The organism is Pseudomonas sp. IT-P2, assembly GCF_949767575.1.
In the GTDB taxonomy this organism is placed as follows: domain Bacteria; phylum Pseudomonadota; class Gammaproteobacteria; order Pseudomonadales; family Pseudomonadaceae; genus Aquipseudomonas; species Aquipseudomonas pharyngis.
The window spans coordinates 170,390-191,223 of the sequence record NZ_CATKQA010000002.1 but is presented as its reverse complement, the minus strand read 5'-3'; the positions used below and the strand labels follow the sequence as shown (position 1 = coordinate 191,223).

The following is a 20,834-nucleotide window of genomic DNA, read 5'->3' as shown; positions in this document are numbered from 1 at the left end:
GGGGACAAGACCCGTGACCGGCCAGTCATGGCGTCGATCCGCGGGAACCGCGAATCGACGCCGGTGTCGGCTCAGAGCCGGCGTTTGCGGTTGAGCGTCGGTATGGTGGTTGGTGGGACTTCCACCTGTTTTGCCTGGTCCGAGGTTTGCGCCGCCAGCGCGGCCAGAGTCGGCTGGCTGAACAGCGTTCGCGCATCGACGTGTAGCCCGGCCTGACGCATGCGCGCCACCAGGCTGACCGCCAGCAACGAATGCCCGCCGAGTTCAAAGAAGTGATCGTTGCGCCCGACCTGCTCCAGTTGCAGCACTTCGGCCCAGATCTGCGCCAGCCGGATTTCGACTTCGCCCTCGGGCGCCTCGTAGCGGCGACTGAGCACCGCCTCAGCCCCAGGTGCCGGCAAGGCTTTGCGGTCAACCTTGCCGTTCGGGGTCAGGGGCAATGCGTCGAGTTTTACGTAAGCACCCGGTGCCATGTACTCCGGCAAACGCTCGAGCACATGGGCGCGCAAGGTTTCGATGGGGGGCGCGTCGAAGCCTTCGCGCACGGTGAAATACGCCACCAGCCGCTCGTCCCGCACCAGCACTACCGCTTCACGCACGGCGGGATGCTCGATCAGCCGTGCTTCGATTTCCCCCGGTTCCAGACGCAGGCCGCGCAGCTTGATCTGGAAGTCGTTGCGACCGAGGAATTCGAGGTTGCCGTCCGCCCGGTAGCGCACCAGATCGCCGGTGCGGTACAGGCGATCACCGGCCACGAACGGGCTGTCGATGAAGCGTTCGGCCTGCATCTCCGGCAAGCCCAGATACCCCCGCGCGACCCCGACCCCGCCGATGTGCAGGTGACCGCTGACACCGAATGGCACCGGTTGATCGTGGGCGTCCAGCACGTAGAGCCGGGTGTTGCAAATGGCCCTGCCAATCGGTAGCACGGAGTCGGGTACAGGCATGTACGGTTCCAGCGTCCATGCGGAGCTGTCGACCGTGGCTTCGGTTGGACCATAGACATTGTGCAAGCGCACCCATGGCAGTTTTTTGCGCACCGCTTGGGCCAGTGCAGCGGTGAGTTCGCCACCCCCACAAAACACATCAGTGAGAGTGGTGCACTGACTGACATCGTCCAACTCAAGAAACTGTTGTAACAGCGCCGGGACGAATTTGACCACGCTGATCTGCTGCTCGCCGATCGCTTGCGCCAGATAGGCCGGTTCACGATGGCCGCCGGGACGTGCCAGAACCAGTCGCATACCGACTGTCAGCGGCCAGAAAAACTCCCACACTGAGCCATCGAAACTGAACGGTGCTTTCTGCAACAACGCACCATGCGTCCTCGGGGGACTGATCTGCGACCCCCAATGCACCAGATTGCATAACCCCCGATGTTCGATCATCACGCCCTTCGGCGTGCCGGTGGAGCCCGAGGTGTAGATCATGTAGGCCAGGTTTGAAGCGCTCAAACCCGGTACTTGCAGGTTTTCAGTCGATCCGCCCTGCCAGGTGCAGCGGTCGAAATCGATGACCGGCACACCCGGATCGTCCAACAGATTGCGGGTGGCCTCATGCACCAGCACCGCCACCGGCGCGCTGTCCTGCAGCATGTAATGCAGGCGTTCCAGCGGATAGTCGGGATCCAGCGGCACATACGCACCGCCGGCCTTGAGAATGCCGAGCAAGCCGATCACCAGATCCAGGCTGCGTTCGACACAGATCGCCACTCGTGAATCGGGCTGCACGCCTTGCTCGCGCAGATGATGCGCCAGACGGTTGGCCTGTTCGTTCAGTTGTCGATAGGTCAGTTGCTGCTCGCCAGCCTGCAATGCGATGGTGTCGGGTCTGCGCTGTACTTGTTGCTCGAACAACACCTGAAGCGGCTGATCGAGCGGACAATCGACTTCGCTGGCATTGAACTCGACCAGCAGTTGTTCAAGCTCCGCCGCCGGCAGGATCGGCAAGCGATTCAGCGGCTGTTGCGGGGTTTGCTCAAGGGCATCGACCAGTGCCTGCAACGCGCTTTGCACGTAGTCGCCGATGCGCTGCGCACCGATGCTCATCAGGGTTCGCGTGGTGATCTGCAAAGCGCTGCCCAGATCATCGACGCTCAGGGTCATCGGGTAGTTGGTGCGCTCTTCGTTCTCCAGGGTCTGAATGCCTTGCCAGGCTGGCTCCGACGCCGATTCCTGCGCCTCAAGGTCGGTGTGCCGATAGTTGAGCAACGCACTGAACAGCGGCGCCGGTGACGCAACGCCGCTGCAACGCTGGGCCAGCGCCAGAGACGCATGTTCGTGCCCGAGCAAGTCGGTCAGTCGGGCGTGGGTGAGCAGCACCGCATCGCGCGCGCCACGGTCCATGTCCACCCGCAATGGCAAGGTGTTGATGAACACCCCGAGCGCCCGATCCGCGCCCTCGCCGCCTTGCATCCGGCCCATAAAAACGCTGCCAAACACCACGTGTTCCTGCCCCGAGGTCGCCGCCAGCACCTGCGCCCAGGCCAGGTGAATCAGGCTGGCCACGCTGACGCCGGCCTGCCGCGCCTGAAGACGCAAGCGCCGATCCAGTTCAAGCGCAAGCGTTCGCACGGCTTCGTCGATACCGCGACCGTCGCCCTGCACATCCTGCAAGCCGAACGGCAAGGTCGGCTCGTCGATGTCGGCGAGCATCTCGCGGAAGAACGCTTCGTGTTCCTGCTCGCTGACACCGAATCGGGTCTGGGCCACGTAATTGCGATACGGCACCGCTGGCGGCAGCGGTTCGCGCTGCCCAAGCAAATTGGCGCGCATTTCATGACGCAGGACTTCCAGCGCGATGTGATCCAGCGCCAGGTGATGAAACAACAGAATCGCCACGATCCGCCCGTGGGCCGGGTCGCGCGCATACATCAGCCGGATCAGCGGCGCCTGACTGACATCGATGCGATACCGCCGGGCATCGAAGCGCTCATGCAGTTGCGCGAGGACATCGCCCTCGACCGGATCAAGATTGACTTCCTGTACCGGCAACTCGGCTTCGCGCCAGACCACCTGCACCGGAGTGGTCAAACCTTCCCAGACCACCGCAGTGCGCAGAATATCGTGGCGCGCCATGACCTGACGCAGCGCCGCCGCATAGGCCTCGACCCGCTCGACGCTGTCGAACGCCAGCTGCGACTGCAGCAGGTACGGATCACCCTGTGCGGCGGTGATGTGGTGATAAAGGATGCCTTCCTGCAACGGCGCCAGCGGATAAATGTCCTGCACGTTGGCCGCCCCACCCGGCACCGTGGCGATGATCCGGTCGAGGGTTGCCTGATCCAGTTGCACCAACGGCAACAGATCCGGGGTGATCTGCGTGCAACCTGGCGCAATACGGTTGGCCGGCACTTCGATCTCGCGACCAGTGCCCACCGATGCGGCCAGTGCCGCCAGCGTCGGCTGGCCAAACAGCACGCGCACATCGCTGCTCATCCCCAGCTGACGCATGCGTTCGATCAGGTTGACCGCCAGCAGCGAGTGCCCGCCCAGTTCGAAAAAGTGATCGTGACGCCCGACATTTTCGACTTGCAGCACCTCGGCCCAGATCTGCGCCAGGAGGATTTCGACGTCGCCTTGCGGGGCTTCATATTCGCGGCGGATCAACGCCTCCGGCCCCGGCGCCGGCAACGCCTGGCGATCCAGTTTGCCGTTGGCCGTCAGCGGCAACGCCGTCAAGCGCACATAGGCCGATGGCAGCATCGCGCTGGGCAGACGGGTCTTGAGGTGAGCATGCAGCTGCGTGATATCCAGCGGCTGGCGTTCGGTGAACCAGGCCAGCAACTGTCCGTCGCGCACCTGCACCACCGCATCGCGCACCGACTCATGGCTGCTCAACGCCGCTTCGATTTCGCCGGGCTCGATGCGCACGCCACGGATTTTCACCTGATCGTCGTTGCGGCCCAGGTACTCGAGGGTGCCGTCCGGGCGCCAGCGTGCGAGGTCGCCGGTGCGGTACATCCGGGCGTTGGGCTGGCGGCTGAAAGGATCGTCGAGAAAGCGTTCGGCGGTCAGCTCCGGCCGGTTGAAGTAACCCCGCGCCACCCCGGCGCCTCCGACGTACAGTTCACCGGCCACGCCAATCGGCACCGGGCGTTGTCGGTCATCCAGCAGATAGGCCGTGGCATTGCTCACGGGTTTGCCGATGTGCAGCGTCCGACCCGGTTCGATTCGCCCCGAGGTCGCGACCACTGTCGCTTCGGTCGGGCCGTAGTTGTTGATCACCGCGAACGTCTGCTGGCGATTGAACTGGCGCAGGCGATCGCCGCCGATCAGCAGTGTGCGCAGGGTCGGGTGTTCGAGGTGACGGCTGAAGGCGTACTCGGCAATCGGGGTCGGCAGGAAACTCACGTCCAGCGGTTGCGCACGCCACCAGTCGAGCAGCGCGTCGATGTCTTCGCCGCCATCACGGGACGGCGCCAGGTGCAGGGTCGCGCCGGCACACAGCGCCGGCCAGACTTCCCAGGCCATGGCGTCGAAACCGAAGCCGGCGAGGCTTGACGTGTGGCAACCGGCGCTCAGGTCAAAGGCCGTGCAATGCCAGTCGACCAGGTTCGATAACGTGTGATGTTCGACCATCACGCCTTTGGGCTGGCCGGTAGAACCGGAGGTGTAGATCACGTAGGCCAGATGTGCAGTGGTCAGCCCCGAAACGTCAGGGTTGAGATCGTTGATCGGCCAGCCGCGCGAATCGATTTCAATCACCGGCACGTCGAGCATCGGCAAACGCTCGCGCAGATCGTGCTGGGTCAGGACCACGGCCGGAGCACTGTCGCGCAATAAATAGCTCAGCCGTTCCGCAGGATGAGCCGGATCGACCGGCACATAACCGGCGCCGGACTTGAGAATCGCCAGCAGCGCGACCAGCGTGTCCAGCCCTCGGCGCGCGACCAGCGCCACGCGGGCGTCGGGTCGAACGCCAAGCCCGATCAAATGATGGGCCAGGGCGTTGGCCTGTCGGTTCAGCTCGGCATAGGTCAGCCGCTGTCCCTGGAATTCGACCGCTACCGCATCCGGGCGTGTCGCCACTTGCGCTTCGATGCGCTGGTGGATGGTCAGGTTTTGAGGGTATTGCGCGCGTGTGTCATTCCATTGTTGCAGCAACGCCGTTTCGGCCGGCAGGCTCAGGCTGAAATCGCCCACCGCCAGCGCGGGTTCTTCAAGCCCCTGCTCCAGCACCCACAGCAAGCGCCCGCTCAGCGCCGCGATTTCATCGGCGTCAAAGTAGGCCTCGTTGTACACCATGTACAAACTGTCCTCGTAGTCGCCACGGCTGCTCAGCAGGTGCACCGACAACGGCGTGCCCTCTTCGTGGTTCGACACTTTGACCACCCGCCCCTGCGCCTCGCCGTAGCGGTATTCATGCACATCGCGCTCATAGGACACGGTCACTTCGAACAACTGCGAGCGATCCTCGCGCAGCAAGCCGAGGGCACGGTTCATTTCGCTCAAGGGAAAACGCTGGTGGCGAAAGTCTTTTTTCAACTCGTCGTGAATCGCCTTGACCAGCGTCTTGAATGACAATTCGCGGCCAAACCCCATGCGCACCGCGCTGACCTGGGTGAACAGCCCCAGGGTCGATTTGAACCGGGCGCCGGAACGGTTGAGCAGCGGCACGCCCACCACCCATTCGTCACGCTGGGCGCTGCGGCTGAAATACACATGGATCGCTGCCAGCAGCACATGAAACGCCGATGCGCCGTACTCTCGGGCCACCTGCTTCATGCGCTCGTGCAAACGCGCCGGAAAGACTTGCGAGAAAATCCGGGTCGGTGCCGCAGCACTGGCAAAGCGCTCTTGATAACGCGGCAGCAACAGAGGCTCGGGCCGATGTTGGTATTTGTCCAGCCAATACGCCCGGTCACGGGCGTAACGGTCGGACTGAAAATACCGCGCATCGTCACGGATGAAATCGACATAGGACGGCGCCGAATCGGGCGGCAATTGCCCGAGCGCCAGCGCGTTGTAGATCTCGTCGAGGGATTTGAGCATCTCGCCGAAACCCCAGCCATCGACGATCAGGTGGTGGGCCTGGAGTGACAGCCAATGACGGTCGTCATCGAGCCAGAGCAGACGAAACCGGAACAACGGCCCGCCATCCAGCGTAAACAGTTGCTCGATATTTTCCTGCGTCAGTTGGCGCGCTGCGGCGTATGGATCGGGATGGCTGCGTAAATCGTGTACCGGCATCGGCACCGGCATGGACCGGGCAAAACGTTGCAACGGCAGCCCATCCTCGCCGGCCCCCGGCAGCAGGCTGGTGCGCATCGCGTCATGCCGGGCCACGAGACCTTCAAGCGCCGCCTGCATCAGGGCCGGATCCAGCGGCCCGGTCAGTTCGACATAGCCACCGATGTTGTACATCGGCGAATTTCCCTGACGCAATTGATCGAGCCAGATGTCGCGCTGGGCGGCAGTCAGCGGAAAGGCCTCGGAAATCGCGGACAGACCGTCCGCCGCGTCGGCAGCAAATTGGTTCATAAGATCCATCTCACGTGATTTGGCGCGTATTCAAGCATCGGCCCCGAAACCCGCGTGACACGTAAAACCCGGACAACACTCCCCACTTTGTACAGTTGTGCGAACCAACAGGGCCTGAGAAGTCAGCTGATCCCCTAAAAGTTCGGAAAGAAATGACTGAAAATCCTGTAGGACAATCGCCACACTCGACTATCCGCTAGCGCCCCGCAATGGCGCGGCACCGCGGTCCGAACCCCGGAATCCGGGGTTCGTACTAGATCGTACAGTCATAGACTACGAGTCCGTACACATTGATCTGACAGAAACGTGACGCCATTTTTTCGGAAATGGTGGCACTTTGTGTCCCTGTTTTCCCCTACAGACGTAGGACAAATGCATAGGCTTAAATCCCGTTCCAGATCGATTTTCAGGAGAAACAACTGGGTGGGCGTTTCACGGGTGCATGCACGGCAGACGATTCGGCAATGGCTCTAAATCAAGGATGACAAGGATATGAACCTGACCGGCAGTCTTCGCAACATGGAAAATCCGCACTTTTACTGGCAACTGGGAGAACTGATCGCCAGCACCGGCAACGAGCGTTTTGCCACCAACATGTTCCAGCTGGTCGACAACCTCGTTCCGGTCAATCGCGTCGATCTCAGTGAGTGGACCCTGGACGAACGGGAGTCCAGTGTGGTCGAGATCAGGGCATTGGGCAGCGCCGGTTTGCCGGACACCTTCCCGCCCCCAGCCCCGTTGCAGCACCCGGACGACCACCCGCTGCTGCAACAGATGATCGAGATGAACGACTCGCTATTGATTCAATTGAAAGCCTCGCTCCAGCATCGACACCCGCACCACAGCGTTCACCAATGCAATCTGGTATCGCGCACGTCCAACCGCCGTTGCGTCATCTCGTTCTACCGCCCCCACACGCATCGGGTGTTTTCGCTGCCGGAACTGTCGTTCCTCAAGCGCCTGTCCGACACCCTGTTGCCCTTGATCGAGCGCCACGCGCACATCAGTCGACAAGCCATCGCCCGCCAACCCCGCGCGCCACAAGCCGATCAACCCCAGACGCCGTTGCAACAGGTGTTCGACGAACGCCTGGCGTTGGGTGACATCACCTTGTCGGTGCGTGAGAAAGAGGTCTGTCTGGGCCTGCTGACCGGCGGCACCGTGCCGCAGATGGCGGAAAAGTTGCGGGTCAAGAACAGCTCGATAGAGACCTACCTCAAACGTGCGGCCGCCAAGCTCGGGGTCAGCGGGCGACACGGTCTGGCGAAATGGATGGCCGGGGCCTGATCCGGCATTTTTCTCATTCCGGGCGCCCGGCGTCCGCTCTCATTCGTGAACGAGGCTGTTTGATGTTCAGATTGCCGATTTCCCTGCTGTCCGCTGCGCTGCTGGGCGGTTGTTCGTTGATCCCCGATTACCAGCGACCGGCATCGCCGAGTGCCGCGCAGTATCCGCAAGGTCCCGCGTATGCCGCGCAATCCCCGGTCACACCCCGCGCCGAGGACTGGCGCGCACTGTTCAATGACCCGGCGTTGCAGCAATTGATTGACAGCGCGCTGGTCAACAACCGTGATCTGCGGGTGGCCGCGCTGAATGTCGAGGCGTTTCAGGCGCAGTACCGCATCCAGCGCGCCGATCTGCTGCCGGCGGTCTCGGCCAATGCCAACCAACTGCGTCAGCGGGTGCCGTCCAGCGTGACCCGAACCCAAGCGGCGATCACCTCGACCTACTCGGTGAATCTGGGCATCAGCGCCTATGAACTGGACTTCTTCGGCCGGGTGCGCAGCCTCAGCGAGCAGGCGCTGCTGACCTGGCTGTCCACCGAAGAGGCCCGGCGCAGTGCGCAATTGAGTCTGGTGGCCAATGTCGCCAACGCTTACCTGACCTGGCGCGCCGATCAGGAGTTGCTGGTGCTGGCCCGGGAAACGCTGGCCGCCGACGAACGAAGCCTGCACCTGACCACCCGCAACCGCGAGGCCGGCAAATCCTCGGCGCTGGACCAGATTCAGGCGCAGACCAGCGTCGACAGCACCCGCGCAAGCCTCGCTCGTTATCAGCGTCAGGTCGCCCAGGACTTGAACAGCCTGACGCTGCTGGTAGGCGCGCCGGTGCCCGAGCACCTTCCGGCGCGTCCGCTGGACAGTGACCTGGTGGCATCCGTGCCGGCCGGGTTGCCGTCCGATCTGCTGCAACGTCGGCCGGACATTCTCCAGGCCGAATACAAGCTGCGCGCTGCCAATGCCAACATCGGCGCGGCGCGGGCGGCGTTTTTCCCGAGTGTCAGCCTGACCGCCAATGCCGGGACATCCAGCCGCGATCTGTCCGGGCTGTTCAAGGGCGGCTCCGGTGCCTGGACATTCCAGCCGCAGATCAACCTGCCGATCTTCAACGCCGGCAGTCTGCGCGCCAGCCTGGACTACGCGAAGCTGCAAAAAGACATCACCGTCGCCGAGTATGAAAAGACCATTCAGACGGCATTCCAGGAAGTATCCGACGGCCTCGCGGCGCGCCAGACCTACGAACAGCAACTCCAGGCCCAGCGCGATCTGGTGCAGGCGACCCAGGATTATTACGACATGGCGCAGCACCGCTATCGGAGCGGCGTCGACAGCAGCCTGACGTTCCTCGATGCCCAGCGTTCGTTGTTCAGTTCTCAGCAAGGGCTGATTACCGATCGGTTGGCGCAGCTGGTGGCGCAAGTGAATCTGTACACCGCGCTGGGCGGCGGCTGGAGCCCGGTCGAGCCGCTTCCACCATCGCCTTGAGTCATTTTTTCTTACACCTTTTGTCGCCTGTTCCGACATTGACAGGTGATCAAAAACCGACCTGCCGGATCATTTTGGTATCATGCGCCGCTTTTACGGTTAACCCGCCCGCCTGTCCTGCCGACCGGCGGGCTCCAAAGGGCGGTATGAAATGACGGCTTTGTTGACTCGCCGCAAGGTGCTTGCGGGAATGGGCGTACTCGGTCTCGGCCTGCTCGCCGGCTGCGACACCCGCGGCGAACTGTCGTACAAGTACGGCAAGGATCTGAGCGACAAGATCCTCGGACGCACCTTCAAGCTCAAGGACACCGAAGGCAACACCGTGACGCTGTCGAGCTTTCGCGGTCTGATGCCGATGATTTTCTTCGGCTTCACCCAGTGCCCGGCGATCTGCCCGACGACGCTGGCCCGCGCCGCCAAAATCAAGAAGCTGATGGGCAAGGACGGCGACATCCTGCAAGTGGTGTTCATCACCCTCGACCCGGAACGCGACACCCCGGAAATCCTCGACGCCTACGTCAAGACCTTCGATCCAAGCTTCGTCGCCCTGTACGGCACCCTCGAAGAAACCAAGGCCACCGCCAAGGAATTCGACGTGTTCTACGAAAAAGTCCCGGCCGGCGACACCTATACCCTTTCCCACACCGCCACCAGTTATGTCTACGACACCCGGGGCACATTGCGTGTGGGCCTGTCTCAATCGCTTTCTGCACAAGAGTGCACGGAAGATTTGCTTACCGTCATGGAGGTCTGCTGATGAACCCTTTTCTGAACCACATCAAACGTGCCGCACTGGGCCTGTCCCTGCTGGGCCTGGCTTTCCAGGTATCGGCGCAGACCAGGGTCGACGACGCTTGGGTGCGTGCGACCGTGCCGAACCAGTCGGCCAGCGGCGCGTTCATGAGCGTCACCGCCGACAGCGACAGCAAGCTGCTCAGCGTTGCTTCGCCGGCGGCCAAGGACGTGCAGATTCATGAGATGACCATGAAGAACGACGTGATGAGCATGGGCCCGGTGAAATCGGTCGACCTGCCGGCGGGCAAAGCCGTCAACTTCGATCCGAATGGCTACCACGTGATGCTGATGGGCCTGACCGCTCAACTGAAGGAAGGCGACAGCGTGCCGCTGACCCTGACTATCGAAAACGCCAAGGGCGAAAAGGAAACCGTGGAAGTGAAAGCGCCGGTCAAGGCGCTGACCATGGAAGGCCACGATCACAGCAAGATGCATTGATCGCTGACTGACAGATTTACGGCCTCAAAAAACAAAAGGGGCGGCATGATCGATGATCATGCCGCCCCTTTTGCATCCGGATGTCAGACCAGTTTCAATTCGACCTCTATATTGTTGCGCGTGGCCTTGGAGTACGGGCACACCTGATGCGCCGCATCCACCAGCTGCTGCGCCGCGCCGCGCTCCATGCCCGGCAGGCTTACATTGAGTCGCGCCTGCAACAGATAACCTCCCGAGTTGGTACCCAGGTCCACTTCGGCATCCACCGCCAGGTCCGCTGGCAGGCTGATTTTCTGCTGCCCCGCCACCGCTTTCATCGCACCGATGAAACACGCCGACCAGCCTGCCGCGAACAATTGTTCCGGATTGGTCCCGCCGCCACTGGAACCGGGCGACGACAGTTTTACGTCGAGGATCCCGTCGGAACTGCGCGAGGCGCCGTCACGTCCGCCGGTGGTGTGGGTTTTCGCGGTGTAGAGGACTTTTTCGATCTGACTCATGGCGTTCTCCTGAATGAATAACAGCAGATTGTTCACTCGGCGCCTCTCCCCGCAGCCTTGAGGTGCGCCACCGGTTTCACACAGCCCTCTCACTATAGACGTGGGTTTGTCGCTTACCCGGTCGGCGGACGTGCGGGTTGTTCAGAAATGACGGCCGTTCAACTCCCCGCCCCACCATGCGCCTCTTCAAAGAAATAATCCTTCCAGCTGTCCGCCTTGTTTTTCAGCACGCCCAGCTCCTGCAATTTCTCGGCATAGATAAAGGTGCGCTGCGGCACCACGGTGAAATCGATTTCCGGATCGGTGACGATTTTCTCGACCAGCGCCAGCGGCAGCTTTGACTGTTCAACCCGAATGTAGGCCTGAGCCGCCGCAGGCTTGTCGGCCTTGATGATTTTCGCGGCCTCGGCCAGCGCGTCGTAGAACGCCTTGTAGGTTTTCGGGTTTTCGTCGTGGAATTTTTCCGTGGTGTAGAGCACGTTGAACGTGGCCTGGCCGCCGAGCACGTCGTAGGAACTCAGCACTTTATGCACGTTGGGATTCTGCAACGCCTGGTACTGGAACGGCGGGCTGGAGAAATGCGCGTTGATTTCCGAGCCGCCGGCGATCAGTGCAGCCGTCGCATCCGGGTGCGGCAGGCTGACGGAGATGTCGTCGAATTTCTTGTATTGGTCATTGCCGAATTCCTTGGCCGTTTCGATCTGCAGCGTGCGCGACTGGAAGCCCACACCCGCCGCCGGAACGGCGATGCGATCCTTGTCGCTGAAGTCCTTGAGGGTTTTCACGTTCGGGTTATTGGTCAGCAGGTAGTTGGGCATCGAACCCAGCGAAGCGATGGCCTTGACGTTCTGCTTGCCCTTGGTGCGATCCCACACGGTGAGCATCGGCGGTACACCGGCCGAGACCACGTCCAGCGATCCGGTGAGCAGCGCTTCGTTCATGGCGGTGGCGCCGGAAATGCTGTTCCAGTCGACCTTGATGTCCAGGCCCTGGGCCTTGCCATGCTTCTCGATCAAGTGCTGATCGCGCACCACATCCAGAATCAGATAACCGATGCCGAATTGCTGGGCGATGCTGATCTTGCCTTCGGCTTGTGCAGTGTTACCGAGCAATGCGCCGGCCAGCGAGGCCGCCAGCAGCGTCAGTGCAGAACGTTTGAACGGTAGGGCCATGACAACCTCGCAGTGATTTACAGGGAAATCTGTGAGGCCGGACTCTATCGCTATAAAAAACGAAATTTAAATACCGTTATCGAATATTGATATCACTGGAAAAGCAGCTTCGAAAAACTGATGAACAGGCTGATACCAACGTTCAAGGCGTACGCTGGTTGAACCGGGTCCTAAGACCTTCGGCGTTCGACGACAGGCGCTTCGCGGTGTCCACGAACGGGGTGACGATCAGGCTGTACAACGTCAGATAACGTGTGCGGTCCTGCTCGCCCGTGCCGAAGCGCAAGTCTTCGGGCTTTGAAGTGGTGACGTACAACGTGCCGAACAGCCAGTCCCACAGTGACAGATTGATCGCGAAATTCTTGTTGAAATGGCGCGGTGCGTCGCTGTGATGAATCTGGTGCTGGGCCGGGCTGCTGAGCACATGCTCGACTGCCGGCCCGAACGACAGCCAGACATGGCTGTGGCGCAGATTGGAGCCCAGGCTGTTGATGATCAGCACCAGCCAGGTCACGCCGAACAGCGTGTAGCGGCTGACCTCACCGCCACAGGCGTACCAGACCGCCCCGGCAAACGCGCCGAGGCCGGCGGTGATGACGATTCGTTCAACGATCGATTCGACAATGTGAATGCGGCTGGCCGTGGCCGGCACCAGCACCGGCGCCGAATGGTGAACCTTGTGGAACTCCCACAGATAGCGGGAATGAAAGGCACGGTGAATCCAGTAATGCAGAAAGTCCCTGAGCAGGAACACGCCCAGTCCGTAGAGCAACGCGATCAACGGGTGTTCCGGCACCTGCTCACGCGCGCCCCACAGCTGAGTGAAAAACTGTGCGTAGTCGCCAGAACGCAGAATGTGCGGATCGACGAGGCCCACCACGGGCAACACCAGCGTCACCCGAAGAATCGCCTTGATGAAGTAATAACGGTAATCCAGCCAGGCCGAACGATGCCCGTGAACACGACCGCCGCCGACAAATTGCCAGAAGGATCGGGCTTGCGTCAGGTGCCGGGATTTTCGGTGGCGATAAAGGCCGTATGCCACGCCGTAGGACGTGAGCAGAAACACCACACCGAGGCGGCCGTTCAAATCGAACAGGCCAAGGAACCGTTCGGTGACCGGATCGATCACCCAGCGGCTGAGCTGCGCATGAAGTTGCGTGAGTAAATCCACGACGACCGACTCCATCAGGGGTCGCGCATTGTAAATCGCACTGGTTCGCAAATGCAGCACGAACGGATCAAAGGCCGGTTAAACAGCCTGAAACAATAAAACCGGCGCCTCGCTCAGGTCGGAAAACCGCCAGGACGTACGCCGATCAAGGTCCCGCCCCTTGCGGATGGATCACAGCGATCTTCGGGACCGGATCATCCAGCCGTTTAAAAAGGCGATCAGACTGCCGACGCTTGGTATCATCGCCCACACTTTTATGACGGTTTAATGGCTGGAAGGTCTTTTTTTGTGAGCGCTCTTTTTCAACGGCTGCGGTGCCTGGATGCCCGCCTTCTCTCTCTGGTTTTTCTGGTACTGATCGTGCCGGTGTGCCTGCGGGCGGCACTCGGCTGGTCGAGCCTGTTTGGTTACCTGTCGGATCTGGCCATCGGCAGTCTGCTGGTGGTGGTGTTGCACCGCCGCCCCTGGTGGCTGGCGCTGCCGGTGCTGCTGTTCTGGGGATTGCTGGCGGTGGCGACCGCGGAACTGGTCAGCGCGGTCGGCCGCCTGCCGACCGTGGCGGACCTGCATTATCTGATCGACCCGCAGTTCGTGGAAAACTCCACCGGCGGCGGCTTCGCCCATCCCGGCGTGGCGGTTGCGCTGCTTGTGGCCCTGGCCCTGTGGCTGCTCAGTCATTGGACTCGACGTGCGACACCGGTTCGCGCTCTGCCCCAAGCAGCCTGGGCGACCCCGGTGCTGCTGTTCTCCGCGTACTGGGGCGCGCAGCACCTGAACCCGAGCGATGCCGATCCGTGGCGTCTGTACAACCTGCCGCACCAACTGCTGGCCGCGCAGGTTGCCGACGTGCAGATGCAGGCTGAAGAATGGCTGGACGGCAACACTCAAGTCGCGCCTCCACCGATGGCCGGGCTCACCGATGTCGATCTGAACGGTCACCCGTTGCTGGCGGCCAAGGGCCAGGCGCGCAATGTGCTGATCGTCGCCCTCGAAGGCATTCCCGGCGCTTACATCGGCGCCAATCGCCAGGCCATCGGCAGCCATTATCAGGAAGACCTGATGCCCAACCTCAGCCGCTGGGCCGAGCGCGGCATGAACACCCCGGATTACGTGCTGCACACCCACCAGACCATTCGCGGTCTGTACGCCATGCTCTGCGGCGATTACGACAAACTCGACAACGGCACGCCCAAAGGCGTGGAAATGCTGACCCAGCACGAACGCAATCAGGCTTGTCTGCCGGCCCAGTTGCGTCAGCACGGTTTTGCCACGCACTACCTGCAAGGCGCAGGGCTGCGGTTCATGGCCAAAGACAAGATCATGCCGCACATCGGGTTCGATGCGACCCATGGCCTGGAGTGGTTCACCAACGCCAACTACCTGGAATTCCCGTGGGGCAAAGATGACAAGGCGTTTTTCGAAGGCGCACTGAAATACGTCGGCGAACTGAAGAAGCAGAAACAGCCGTGGATGCTGACGCTGCTGACCGTCGGCACCCACCAGCCCTACTCCGCGCCGGAGGAATACCTGCAACGCTACGACACGCCGAAGCAGGCCGCCGTCGGTTACCTGGACGATGCACTGGAACAGTTTCTCAGCGGCCTCGAACGCCAGGGCGTACTGAAAGACACGCTGGTGGTGATTACCTCGGACGAATCCCACGGCATCGACGGCGTACGCCTCGCGTCGTCCTGGGGCTTCAACCTGACCCTCGCGCCGGAACAGGCGCAACTGCCGCGCCTGAACGCCGGGGTCTATGGTCACGTCGATCTGAGCGCGTCGATTCTGGATTACTTCGACTTTCCGGTGCCCTCCGCTCTCAGCGGTCGTTCGCTGTTTCGCGATTACGATTCGGGCCGCGAAATCATGTCGTTCACCAACGGCAAGCTGCGTTACCACGACGGTCGCGGCCTGCTGACCGAATGCGACATGCCGCGCCGCTGCCGCAATTACGCAAGCAATGGATTCATCGCCGAAAGCGCCACATTCAAAGGCAACGCCAGCAGCCAGAATGCCCGGGACATCGCCGCCCGCGCCTCGGCCCTGGATCTGTCGCTGCTGCGCACCCCGCTGAACCAGCGTTATCAGTTCGGCAGCGCCAACGTCATTCCGCTGCAAGCGCAGATCAAGGACGACTGGGCCGACAACCTGATCGGCGCGCAATATCTGGAGATGCCTAAAGGCTCCCACACCCGCGTACGCCTGACCGTACGTTCGGTCGATCCGCAGCAGGCAGCGTACATTCAGCTCAAGGCCAAGGAATTCGAACAGGACGTGCAACTGGGCCTGCCGACCGAGATGGTCGCCACGGCGGATCAGCCGCTGGAGATGGATTTCAGCTTCGACAACCCGCAACCGCGCAAGGCGTTCTCGTTTCACTTGTTGGGGTATGGCCTGGGCGCCGTGGAGGTCAGTGATTTCAGCGTGATCACCGAACTGCCAGGGCAACAGGATCTGCTGGACGAGATCCCGGAAGAAGACACCGCTCAATCGAGTTGAGGTCGACGCCAGCGTCGCAACGACGCTGGCGCCTGTCCGATGTGACCGATCAGAACGTGGTGCGCAGCCCTACCTGAATGCTGCGCCCTTCTGCCGGCGCAATATCGCGCAGGATCGAGCTGGCATAACGCACGGTCTGGTTGGTCAGGTTCTCGGCATTGACGAAGGCCAGCCATTTGCTCTGGCCAACATCAAAGTGATAACCCACATTCGCCCCCAGCGTGGTGTAGCCGTCGGTGCTGCTTTCATTGTCCGGCACCCGGTGCTGGGAACTGGCGTGTTCCACATCGATCCGCGCCTGCCAGCGATCCAGCTCCCACAACAGACCGGTGTTCAACCGCAGCGGTGCGATGCGCGGCAGGTCCTGGCCGTTGTCGAGGTTCTTGGCGCGGGTGTAATCGCCCGACAGTTCCAGAGCAAACTTGCCGTAGGCGTTTTCGCCGAGGGTCCAGCGATCCTGCGCTTCGATACCGCTGAAGCGCGCCCGTACGCCGGAGTAGGTGTATTCGGGGATGCCGTCGGCGTCCTCCTCCCCTTCGTCATTCAGCGTGCGTCCGGTGCTGAGCAGGCCGATGTAGTTGGAGAAATGGCTATAGAACACGCCGACGCTGCCCTTGTGCGTACCGTTGTCGAAACGCAGGGCCAGGTCGCTGGAGACGGCTTTTTCTTTCGACAGCCCCGCATCCCCGACTTCATAAGTGCCGGTGGCGACGTGGGCGCCGTTGGCGTAAAGCTCATAGAACGTCGGCGCGCGTTCGGTGTAGCCCAGGGTGGCAGCGACCGACCAGACCGGCGTCAGCGTGTACACCGCGCCGGATGACAGGCTGCCGGCGGTGAAACTGCTGGAGCGATCGGCATTGGCGAAACGCTCGTTGCCTTTGCCATCCGGGTCGACCGTGGTGTGCTCAAGACGTCCGCCGAGGGTGAACAGCAGACGATCCGTGGCTTGCAGCTCTTCGAGAATGAACAGTGCACCGGCATCGGTATCGGTGTGCGGCACGAACGCTTCTTCGCCCAGCGCCGAGAACTCGTTGCGACTGACTTGCGCGCCAATCACCCCGTTGAACGGCCCGAGCGGCTGATGCCGGGCCTCGACCCGCGCCTCGTAGCCCTTGTTCTTGAACGTGGTGCCGACTTCGCCGCCCTCGATTTCCCGGTGCTGGTAATCGGTGTAACCAGCGTCGAGTTTCACCGAGCTGAACGGGCCGTCGAGGTTGCGGATTTCCGAGGCGAACGCGTAGTGCTCCTGCTCCATGCGGATGCGCACATCGTCTTCGGCCGGCGAGCCGTAGTTGGAGTCGTAATTGCTGTACGACAGCCCCGCGTAACCGTCATCCCAGGTGTAGGAACCGCCCACCGCACCGCCGTCCTGACGACCGTCGCTGTTGGCCAGCCGATGTTTCTTCGAATCGCCATCGTCGTTCGCCCGTTCACGGCCGGTTTTGGCGTAGCCGGGAATCTTCAGGTCATTGAACTCGCGGGCGCTGGCGTCCAGGTGCAAGGCGAACTGGCCGTTACCGGCTTCAAGCTTGCCGGCGCTGCTGCGGGTGGTGTCGGCGCCGCCGTAGCGCAACTCGCCGGCACCGTGGATGCCTTCAATGGCTTCGGTCGGGATGCGGTTGTCGAAGGTGTTGACCACCCCGCCGATGGCGCTGCCGCCGTACAGCAAGGCCGCCGGGCCACGGACGATTTCGATGCGCTCGACATTGACCGGGTCCAGCGGCACCGCGTGATCGTAGGACAGCGACGAGGCATCCAGCGCGCCGACGCCGTTGCGCAGGATGCGAATGCGATCGCCGTCCTGCCCGCGAATGATCGGCCGACTGGCACCCGGGCCGAAGTAGGACGACGACACGCCCGGCTGCTTGTTCAGGGTTTCGCCGAGGCTGCCCTTTTGCTGCAGCGTCAGGCTGTCACCGCTCAACACGGTCGAGGGCGAGGCCAGGGTCTGACTGCCCAGCGGATTGCCGGTGATGACTTGCGGTTGCAGCTCCAGCGGGTCGGCGGCAAATGCGGGCGAAGCGATCAGCAGCGCCGAGGCCATGAGCGTCAGGCGGGGTTGGAAGGTGTGGAAACGGGAAGGCATTTCAGGAATCCGTCAGGCAGAAAAGTGAGGATCGATGCCAGCGCTACACAGGGTGTATTACCGGCGGCAATCAGATGAAATCATTTTTATGTTATACAATAACATTTCCAATGACCATCCCGTTTCGCCCAGACACATGCAAACCAGCGCTCAAGCACGGGCATTTCAGCGCCCTGCCCCTGCAGGTTCCCCGCACTTCGCATAAGAGACTGCGCCTATCAGGCACCAATAGTCGGCCTATTAGCTGACTTGCCAAGTCGGGTCTAGCCTTACTAGTCCGAAGTCGGCACGAGCCGGCCGCAGAAGACCTGATAAGGATCCCGAACATGGCAAATGAATCGAAATGCCCGTTCAATCACGCCGCCGGCGGTGGCACGACGAACCGCGATTGGTGGCCGAATCAACTGAACCTGAAAATCCTGAGTCAGCACTCGCCCGCATCCGATCCGATGGGCAAGGACTTCGACTACGCCAAGGCTTTCAAGAGCCTGGATTTCCAGGCCCTCAAACGCGATCTGACGGCGCTGATGACCGACTCCCAGGAGTGGTGGCCAGCGGACTTCGGCCACTACGGCCCGCTCTTCATCCGCATGGCCTGGCACAGCGCCGGCACCTATCGCACCGCTGACGGCCGTGGTGGCGCCGGCTCCGGCCAGCAACGCTTCGCCCCGCTCAACAGCTGGCCAGACAACGTCAGCCTCGACAAGGCCCGACGGCTGCTGTGGCCGATCAAGCAGAAATATGGCCGCAACATTTCCTGGGCCGACCTGATCGTGCTCACCGGCAACGTCGCGCTGGAATCCATGGGCTTCAAGACCTTCGGTTTCTCCGGTGGCCGCGCGGACGTCTGGGAACCCGATGAAGACGTGTACTGGGGCTCGGAAAACAAGTGGCTGGGCGGCGACAACCGCTACGGCAAGGATCCGGAATCCATGCAGCCGCCGGGCGAAGGCACACTGGTCGCGGAACCCGCCGAACACGGCAATGAGGAAAGCCGCACCAACCAAGGCGAACGCAACCTGGAAAACCCGCTCGCCGCCGTGCAGATGGGCCTGATCTACGTGAACCCGGAGGGCCCCGAAGGCAATCCCGACCCGGTGGCCTCGGCCAAGGACATCCGCGAAACCTTCGGCCGCATGGCCATGAACGACGAGGAAACCGTCGCCCTGATCGCCGGCGGCCACGCCTTCGGCAAGACCCACGGCGCCGGCCCCGCCGACAACGTCGGCCCGGAACCGGAAGCCGCCGGCCTCGAAGAACAAGGCCTGGGCTGGAAAAACAGCTTCGGCACCGGCAAAGGCGCCGACACCATCACCAGCGGCCTGGAAGTGACCTGGACCACCACCCCGACCAAGTGGAGCAACAATTACCTGGAAAACCTGTTCGGCTTCGAGTGGGAACTGACCAAAAGCCCGGCTGGTGCCCATCAGTGGAAACCGAAAAACGGTGCCGGTGCCGGCACCATCCCCCACGCCCACGACCCGAACAAACGCATCGACCCGACCATGCTCACCTCTGACCTGGCCCTGCGCTTCGACCCGGCCTACGAGAAGATTTCGCGGCGCTTCCTGGCCAATCCCGATCAACTGGCCGATGCCTTCGCCCGGGCCTGGTACAAACTGATTCACCGCGACATGGGCCCGCTGTCACGCTATCTCGGCCCGGAACTGCCGCAGGAAGAATTGCTTTGGCAAGACCCGATTCCCGTGGCCACGCATCCACTGGTGGACGACAGCGATATCAGGGCGTTGAAAGGCAAAGTACTGGCTTCGGGGCTGTCAGTTTCGGAACTGGTTTCCACCGCTTGGGCGGCCGCATCGACCTTCCGGGGCTCGGACAAACGCGGCGGCGCCAATGGCGGGCGTCTGCGTCTGGCACCGCAGAAATTCTGGCAGGCCAACCAGCCTGAGCAACTGGACAAGGTGCTGAAAGTTCTTGAAGGCATTCAGAACGAGTTCAACGCCGGGGCGACAGGCAAGCAAGTCTCGCTGGCGGACCTGATCGTGCTGGCCGGTAACGCCGGTGTCGAGCAAGCGGCGCAAAACGCCGGGCATACCGTGACCGTGCCGTTCAATCCGGGGCGCACCGATGCAACTCAGGAGCAAACCGATGTCGAGTCATTCGGCTTCCTCGAGCCGCATACCGACGGCTTCCGCAACTACGCCGCCAACACGTACCGCGTGCCGGCCGAAGCGTTGCTGATCGACAAGGCACAACTGCTGACCCTTTCCGCCCCGGAAATGACCGTACTGATCGGCGGCCTGCGCGTGCTGGACACCAACGTCGGTAAAACGAAACACGGCGTGTTCACCGACAAACCCGGTTCACTGACCAACGACTTCTTCCGCAACCTGCTGGACATGGGCGTGGAATGGAAACCGACGTCGAAAACCGAGTTCGAAGGCCGCGACCGTAAAACCGGCAGCGTGAAATGGACGGCGACCCGGGTCGATCTGGTGTTCGGTTCCAACGCCGTACTGCGGGCGCTGGCCGAGGTGTATGCCAGCTCCGATGCGAAGGAAAAGTTCGTCAACGACTTCGTTGCTGCGTGGGCGAAGGTGATGGATCTGGATCGGTTTGATTTGCGGCAATAAGGGCTTTTTCATCCAGCCACAAAGAACGCCGCTCATCGAGCGGCGTTTTTCTATTCGGCGTGAGTGATGTGGTGCGGCTGAAACCCAACCCCCTCACCCCAGCCCTCCCGAAACGTCGGACCGCCCCGAGGGAGAGGGAGCCGACCGAGGTGTATTGCGCGATACATCGACCTGAAGAATCGAGTCGATTATGGATTCGGCAAAGCACTATCAGGTCGATGCAGCTCGACAGAACGACTCGGTCAGTCCCCTCTCCCTCCGGGAGAGGGTTAGGGTGAGGGCTGGATCTAAAGTTGAAACACCACCTCAAGACCACCCCCAACCAACCA

The 20,834-nt window shown here is 61.8% G+C and carries 11 protein-coding genes; 6 read left to right on the top strand and 5 right to left on the bottom strand.

Annotation, left to right across the window (positions count from 1 at the left end; genetic code table 11):
• Positions 1-71: 71 nt before the first annotated feature.
• Positions 72-6,482 (bottom strand): amino acid adenylation domain-containing protein, encoded by a 6,411-nt coding sequence (locus ACM6JM_RS01955; RefSeq protein WP_414881228.1) that lies wholly within the window; start codon positions 6,480-6,482, stop codon positions 72-74.
• 492 nt (positions 6,483-6,974) lie between these two features.
• On the opposite strand from ACM6JM_RS01955, the gene ACM6JM_RS01950 reads away from it, so the two are divergent.
• The 4 genes from ACM6JM_RS01950 (at position 6,975) to ACM6JM_RS01935 (ending at position 10,480) form a co-directional block, all read left to right on the top strand.
• Positions 6,975-7,769 carry a helix-turn-helix transcriptional regulator gene (locus tag ACM6JM_RS01950; RefSeq protein WP_039770774.1) on the top strand — a complete coding sequence of 265 codons (795 nt, stop codon included), beginning with the start codon at positions 6,975-6,977 and terminating at the stop codon, positions 7,767-7,769.
• A 62-nt stretch (positions 7,770-7,831) separates the two neighbouring features.
• Positions 7,832-9,247, top strand: a complete 1,416-nt coding sequence (locus ACM6JM_RS01945) for an efflux transporter outer membrane subunit (protein ID WP_414881227.1) — start codon at positions 7,832-7,834, stop codon at positions 9,245-9,247.
• A 151-nt stretch (positions 9,248-9,398) separates the two neighbouring features.
• Positions 9,399-10,004, top strand: a complete 606-nt coding sequence (locus ACM6JM_RS01940; RefSeq protein ID WP_039770777.1) for an SCO family protein — start codon at positions 9,399-9,401, stop codon at positions 10,002-10,004.
• The gene (locus ACM6JM_RS01935) at positions 10,004-10,480 is read left to right on the top strand and encodes a copper chaperone PCu(A)C (protein WP_103386472.1); all 477 of its coding nucleotides are present in this window, start codon (positions 10,004-10,006) and stop codon (positions 10,478-10,480) included. The genes ACM6JM_RS01940 and ACM6JM_RS01935 overlap by 1 nt, the downstream gene beginning before the upstream one ends.
• A gap of 83 nt (positions 10,481-10,563) precedes the next feature.
• On the opposite strand, the gene ACM6JM_RS01930 is transcribed toward ACM6JM_RS01935, so the two are convergent.
• The 3 genes from ACM6JM_RS01930 to ACM6JM_RS01920 form a co-directional block, all read right to left on the bottom strand.
• On the bottom strand, positions 10,564-10,980 hold the full coding sequence (locus ACM6JM_RS01930) for an organic hydroperoxide resistance protein (RefSeq protein WP_007956881.1): 417 nt from the start codon (positions 10,978-10,980) through the stop codon (positions 10,564-10,566).
• 158 nt (positions 10,981-11,138) lie between these two features.
• Positions 11,139-12,152 carry an ABC transporter substrate-binding protein gene (locus tag ACM6JM_RS01925; RefSeq protein WP_103386473.1) on the bottom strand — a complete coding sequence of 338 codons (1,014 nt, stop codon included), beginning with the start codon at positions 12,150-12,152 and terminating at the stop codon, positions 11,139-11,141.
• 142 nt (positions 12,153-12,294) lie between these two features.
• Positions 12,295-13,341, bottom strand: coding sequence for a sterol desaturase family protein (locus ACM6JM_RS01920; protein WP_414881226.1), 1,047 nt, complete (start codon positions 13,339-13,341; stop codon positions 12,295-12,297).
• Positions 13,342-13,614: 273 nt separating this feature from the next.
• Here ACM6JM_RS01920 and ACM6JM_RS01915 point away from each other — a divergent pair, with 273 nt between their 5' ends.
• A complete protein-coding gene (locus ACM6JM_RS01915; RefSeq protein ID WP_134333564.1) occupies positions 13,615-15,825 on the top strand; it encodes an LTA synthase family protein in 2,211 nt (736 codons plus the stop codon).
• 49 nt (positions 15,826-15,874) lie between these two features.
• On the opposite strand, the gene ACM6JM_RS01910 is transcribed toward ACM6JM_RS01915, so the two are convergent.
• Positions 15,875-17,911, bottom strand: coding sequence for a TonB-dependent receptor (locus ACM6JM_RS01910; protein WP_414881225.1), 2,037 nt, complete (start codon positions 17,909-17,911; stop codon positions 15,875-15,877).
• 326 nt (positions 17,912-18,237) lie between these two features.
• Here ACM6JM_RS01910 and katG point away from each other — a divergent pair, with 326 nt between their 5' ends.
• Entirely contained in the window at positions 18,238-20,505 is a 2,268-nt protein-coding gene (gene katG, locus ACM6JM_RS01905) for a catalase/peroxidase HPI (RefSeq protein ID WP_414881224.1), read from the top strand.
• Positions 20,506-20,834 lie beyond the last annotated feature (329 nt).

Coding starts and splice junctions, on each gene's coding strand:
- ACM6JM_RS01955 (WP_414881228.1), bottom strand. CDS start 6,482: ATGAACCAATTTGCTGCCGACGCGGCGGACGGTCTGTCCGCGATTTCC.
- ACM6JM_RS01950 (WP_039770774.1), top strand. CDS start 6,975: ATGAACCTGACCGGCAGTCTTCGCAACATGGAAAATCCGCACTTTTAC.
- ACM6JM_RS01945 (WP_414881227.1), top strand. CDS start 7,832: ATGTTCAGATTGCCGATTTCCCTGCTGTCCGCTGCGCTGCTGGGCGGT.
- ACM6JM_RS01940 (WP_039770777.1), top strand. CDS start 9,399: ATGACGGCTTTGTTGACTCGCCGCAAGGTGCTTGCGGGAATGGGCGTA.
- ACM6JM_RS01935 (WP_103386472.1), top strand. CDS start 10,004: ATGAACCCTTTTCTGAACCACATCAAACGTGCCGCACTGGGCCTGTCC.
- ACM6JM_RS01930 (WP_007956881.1), bottom strand. CDS start 10,980: ATGAGTCAGATCGAAAAAGTCCTCTACACCGCGAAAACCCACACCACC.
- ACM6JM_RS01925 (WP_103386473.1), bottom strand. CDS start 12,152: ATGGCCCTACCGTTCAAACGTTCTGCACTGACGCTGCTGGCGGCCTCG.
- ACM6JM_RS01920 (WP_414881226.1), bottom strand. CDS start 13,341: ATGGAGTCGGTCGTCGTGGATTTACTCACGCAACTTCATGCGCAGCTC.
- ACM6JM_RS01910 (WP_414881225.1), bottom strand. CDS start 17,911: ATGCCTTCCCGTTTCCACACCTTCCAACCCCGCCTGACGCTCATGGCC.
- katG (WP_414881224.1), top strand. CDS start 18,238: ATGGCAAATGAATCGAAATGCCCGTTCAATCACGCCGCCGGCGGTGGC.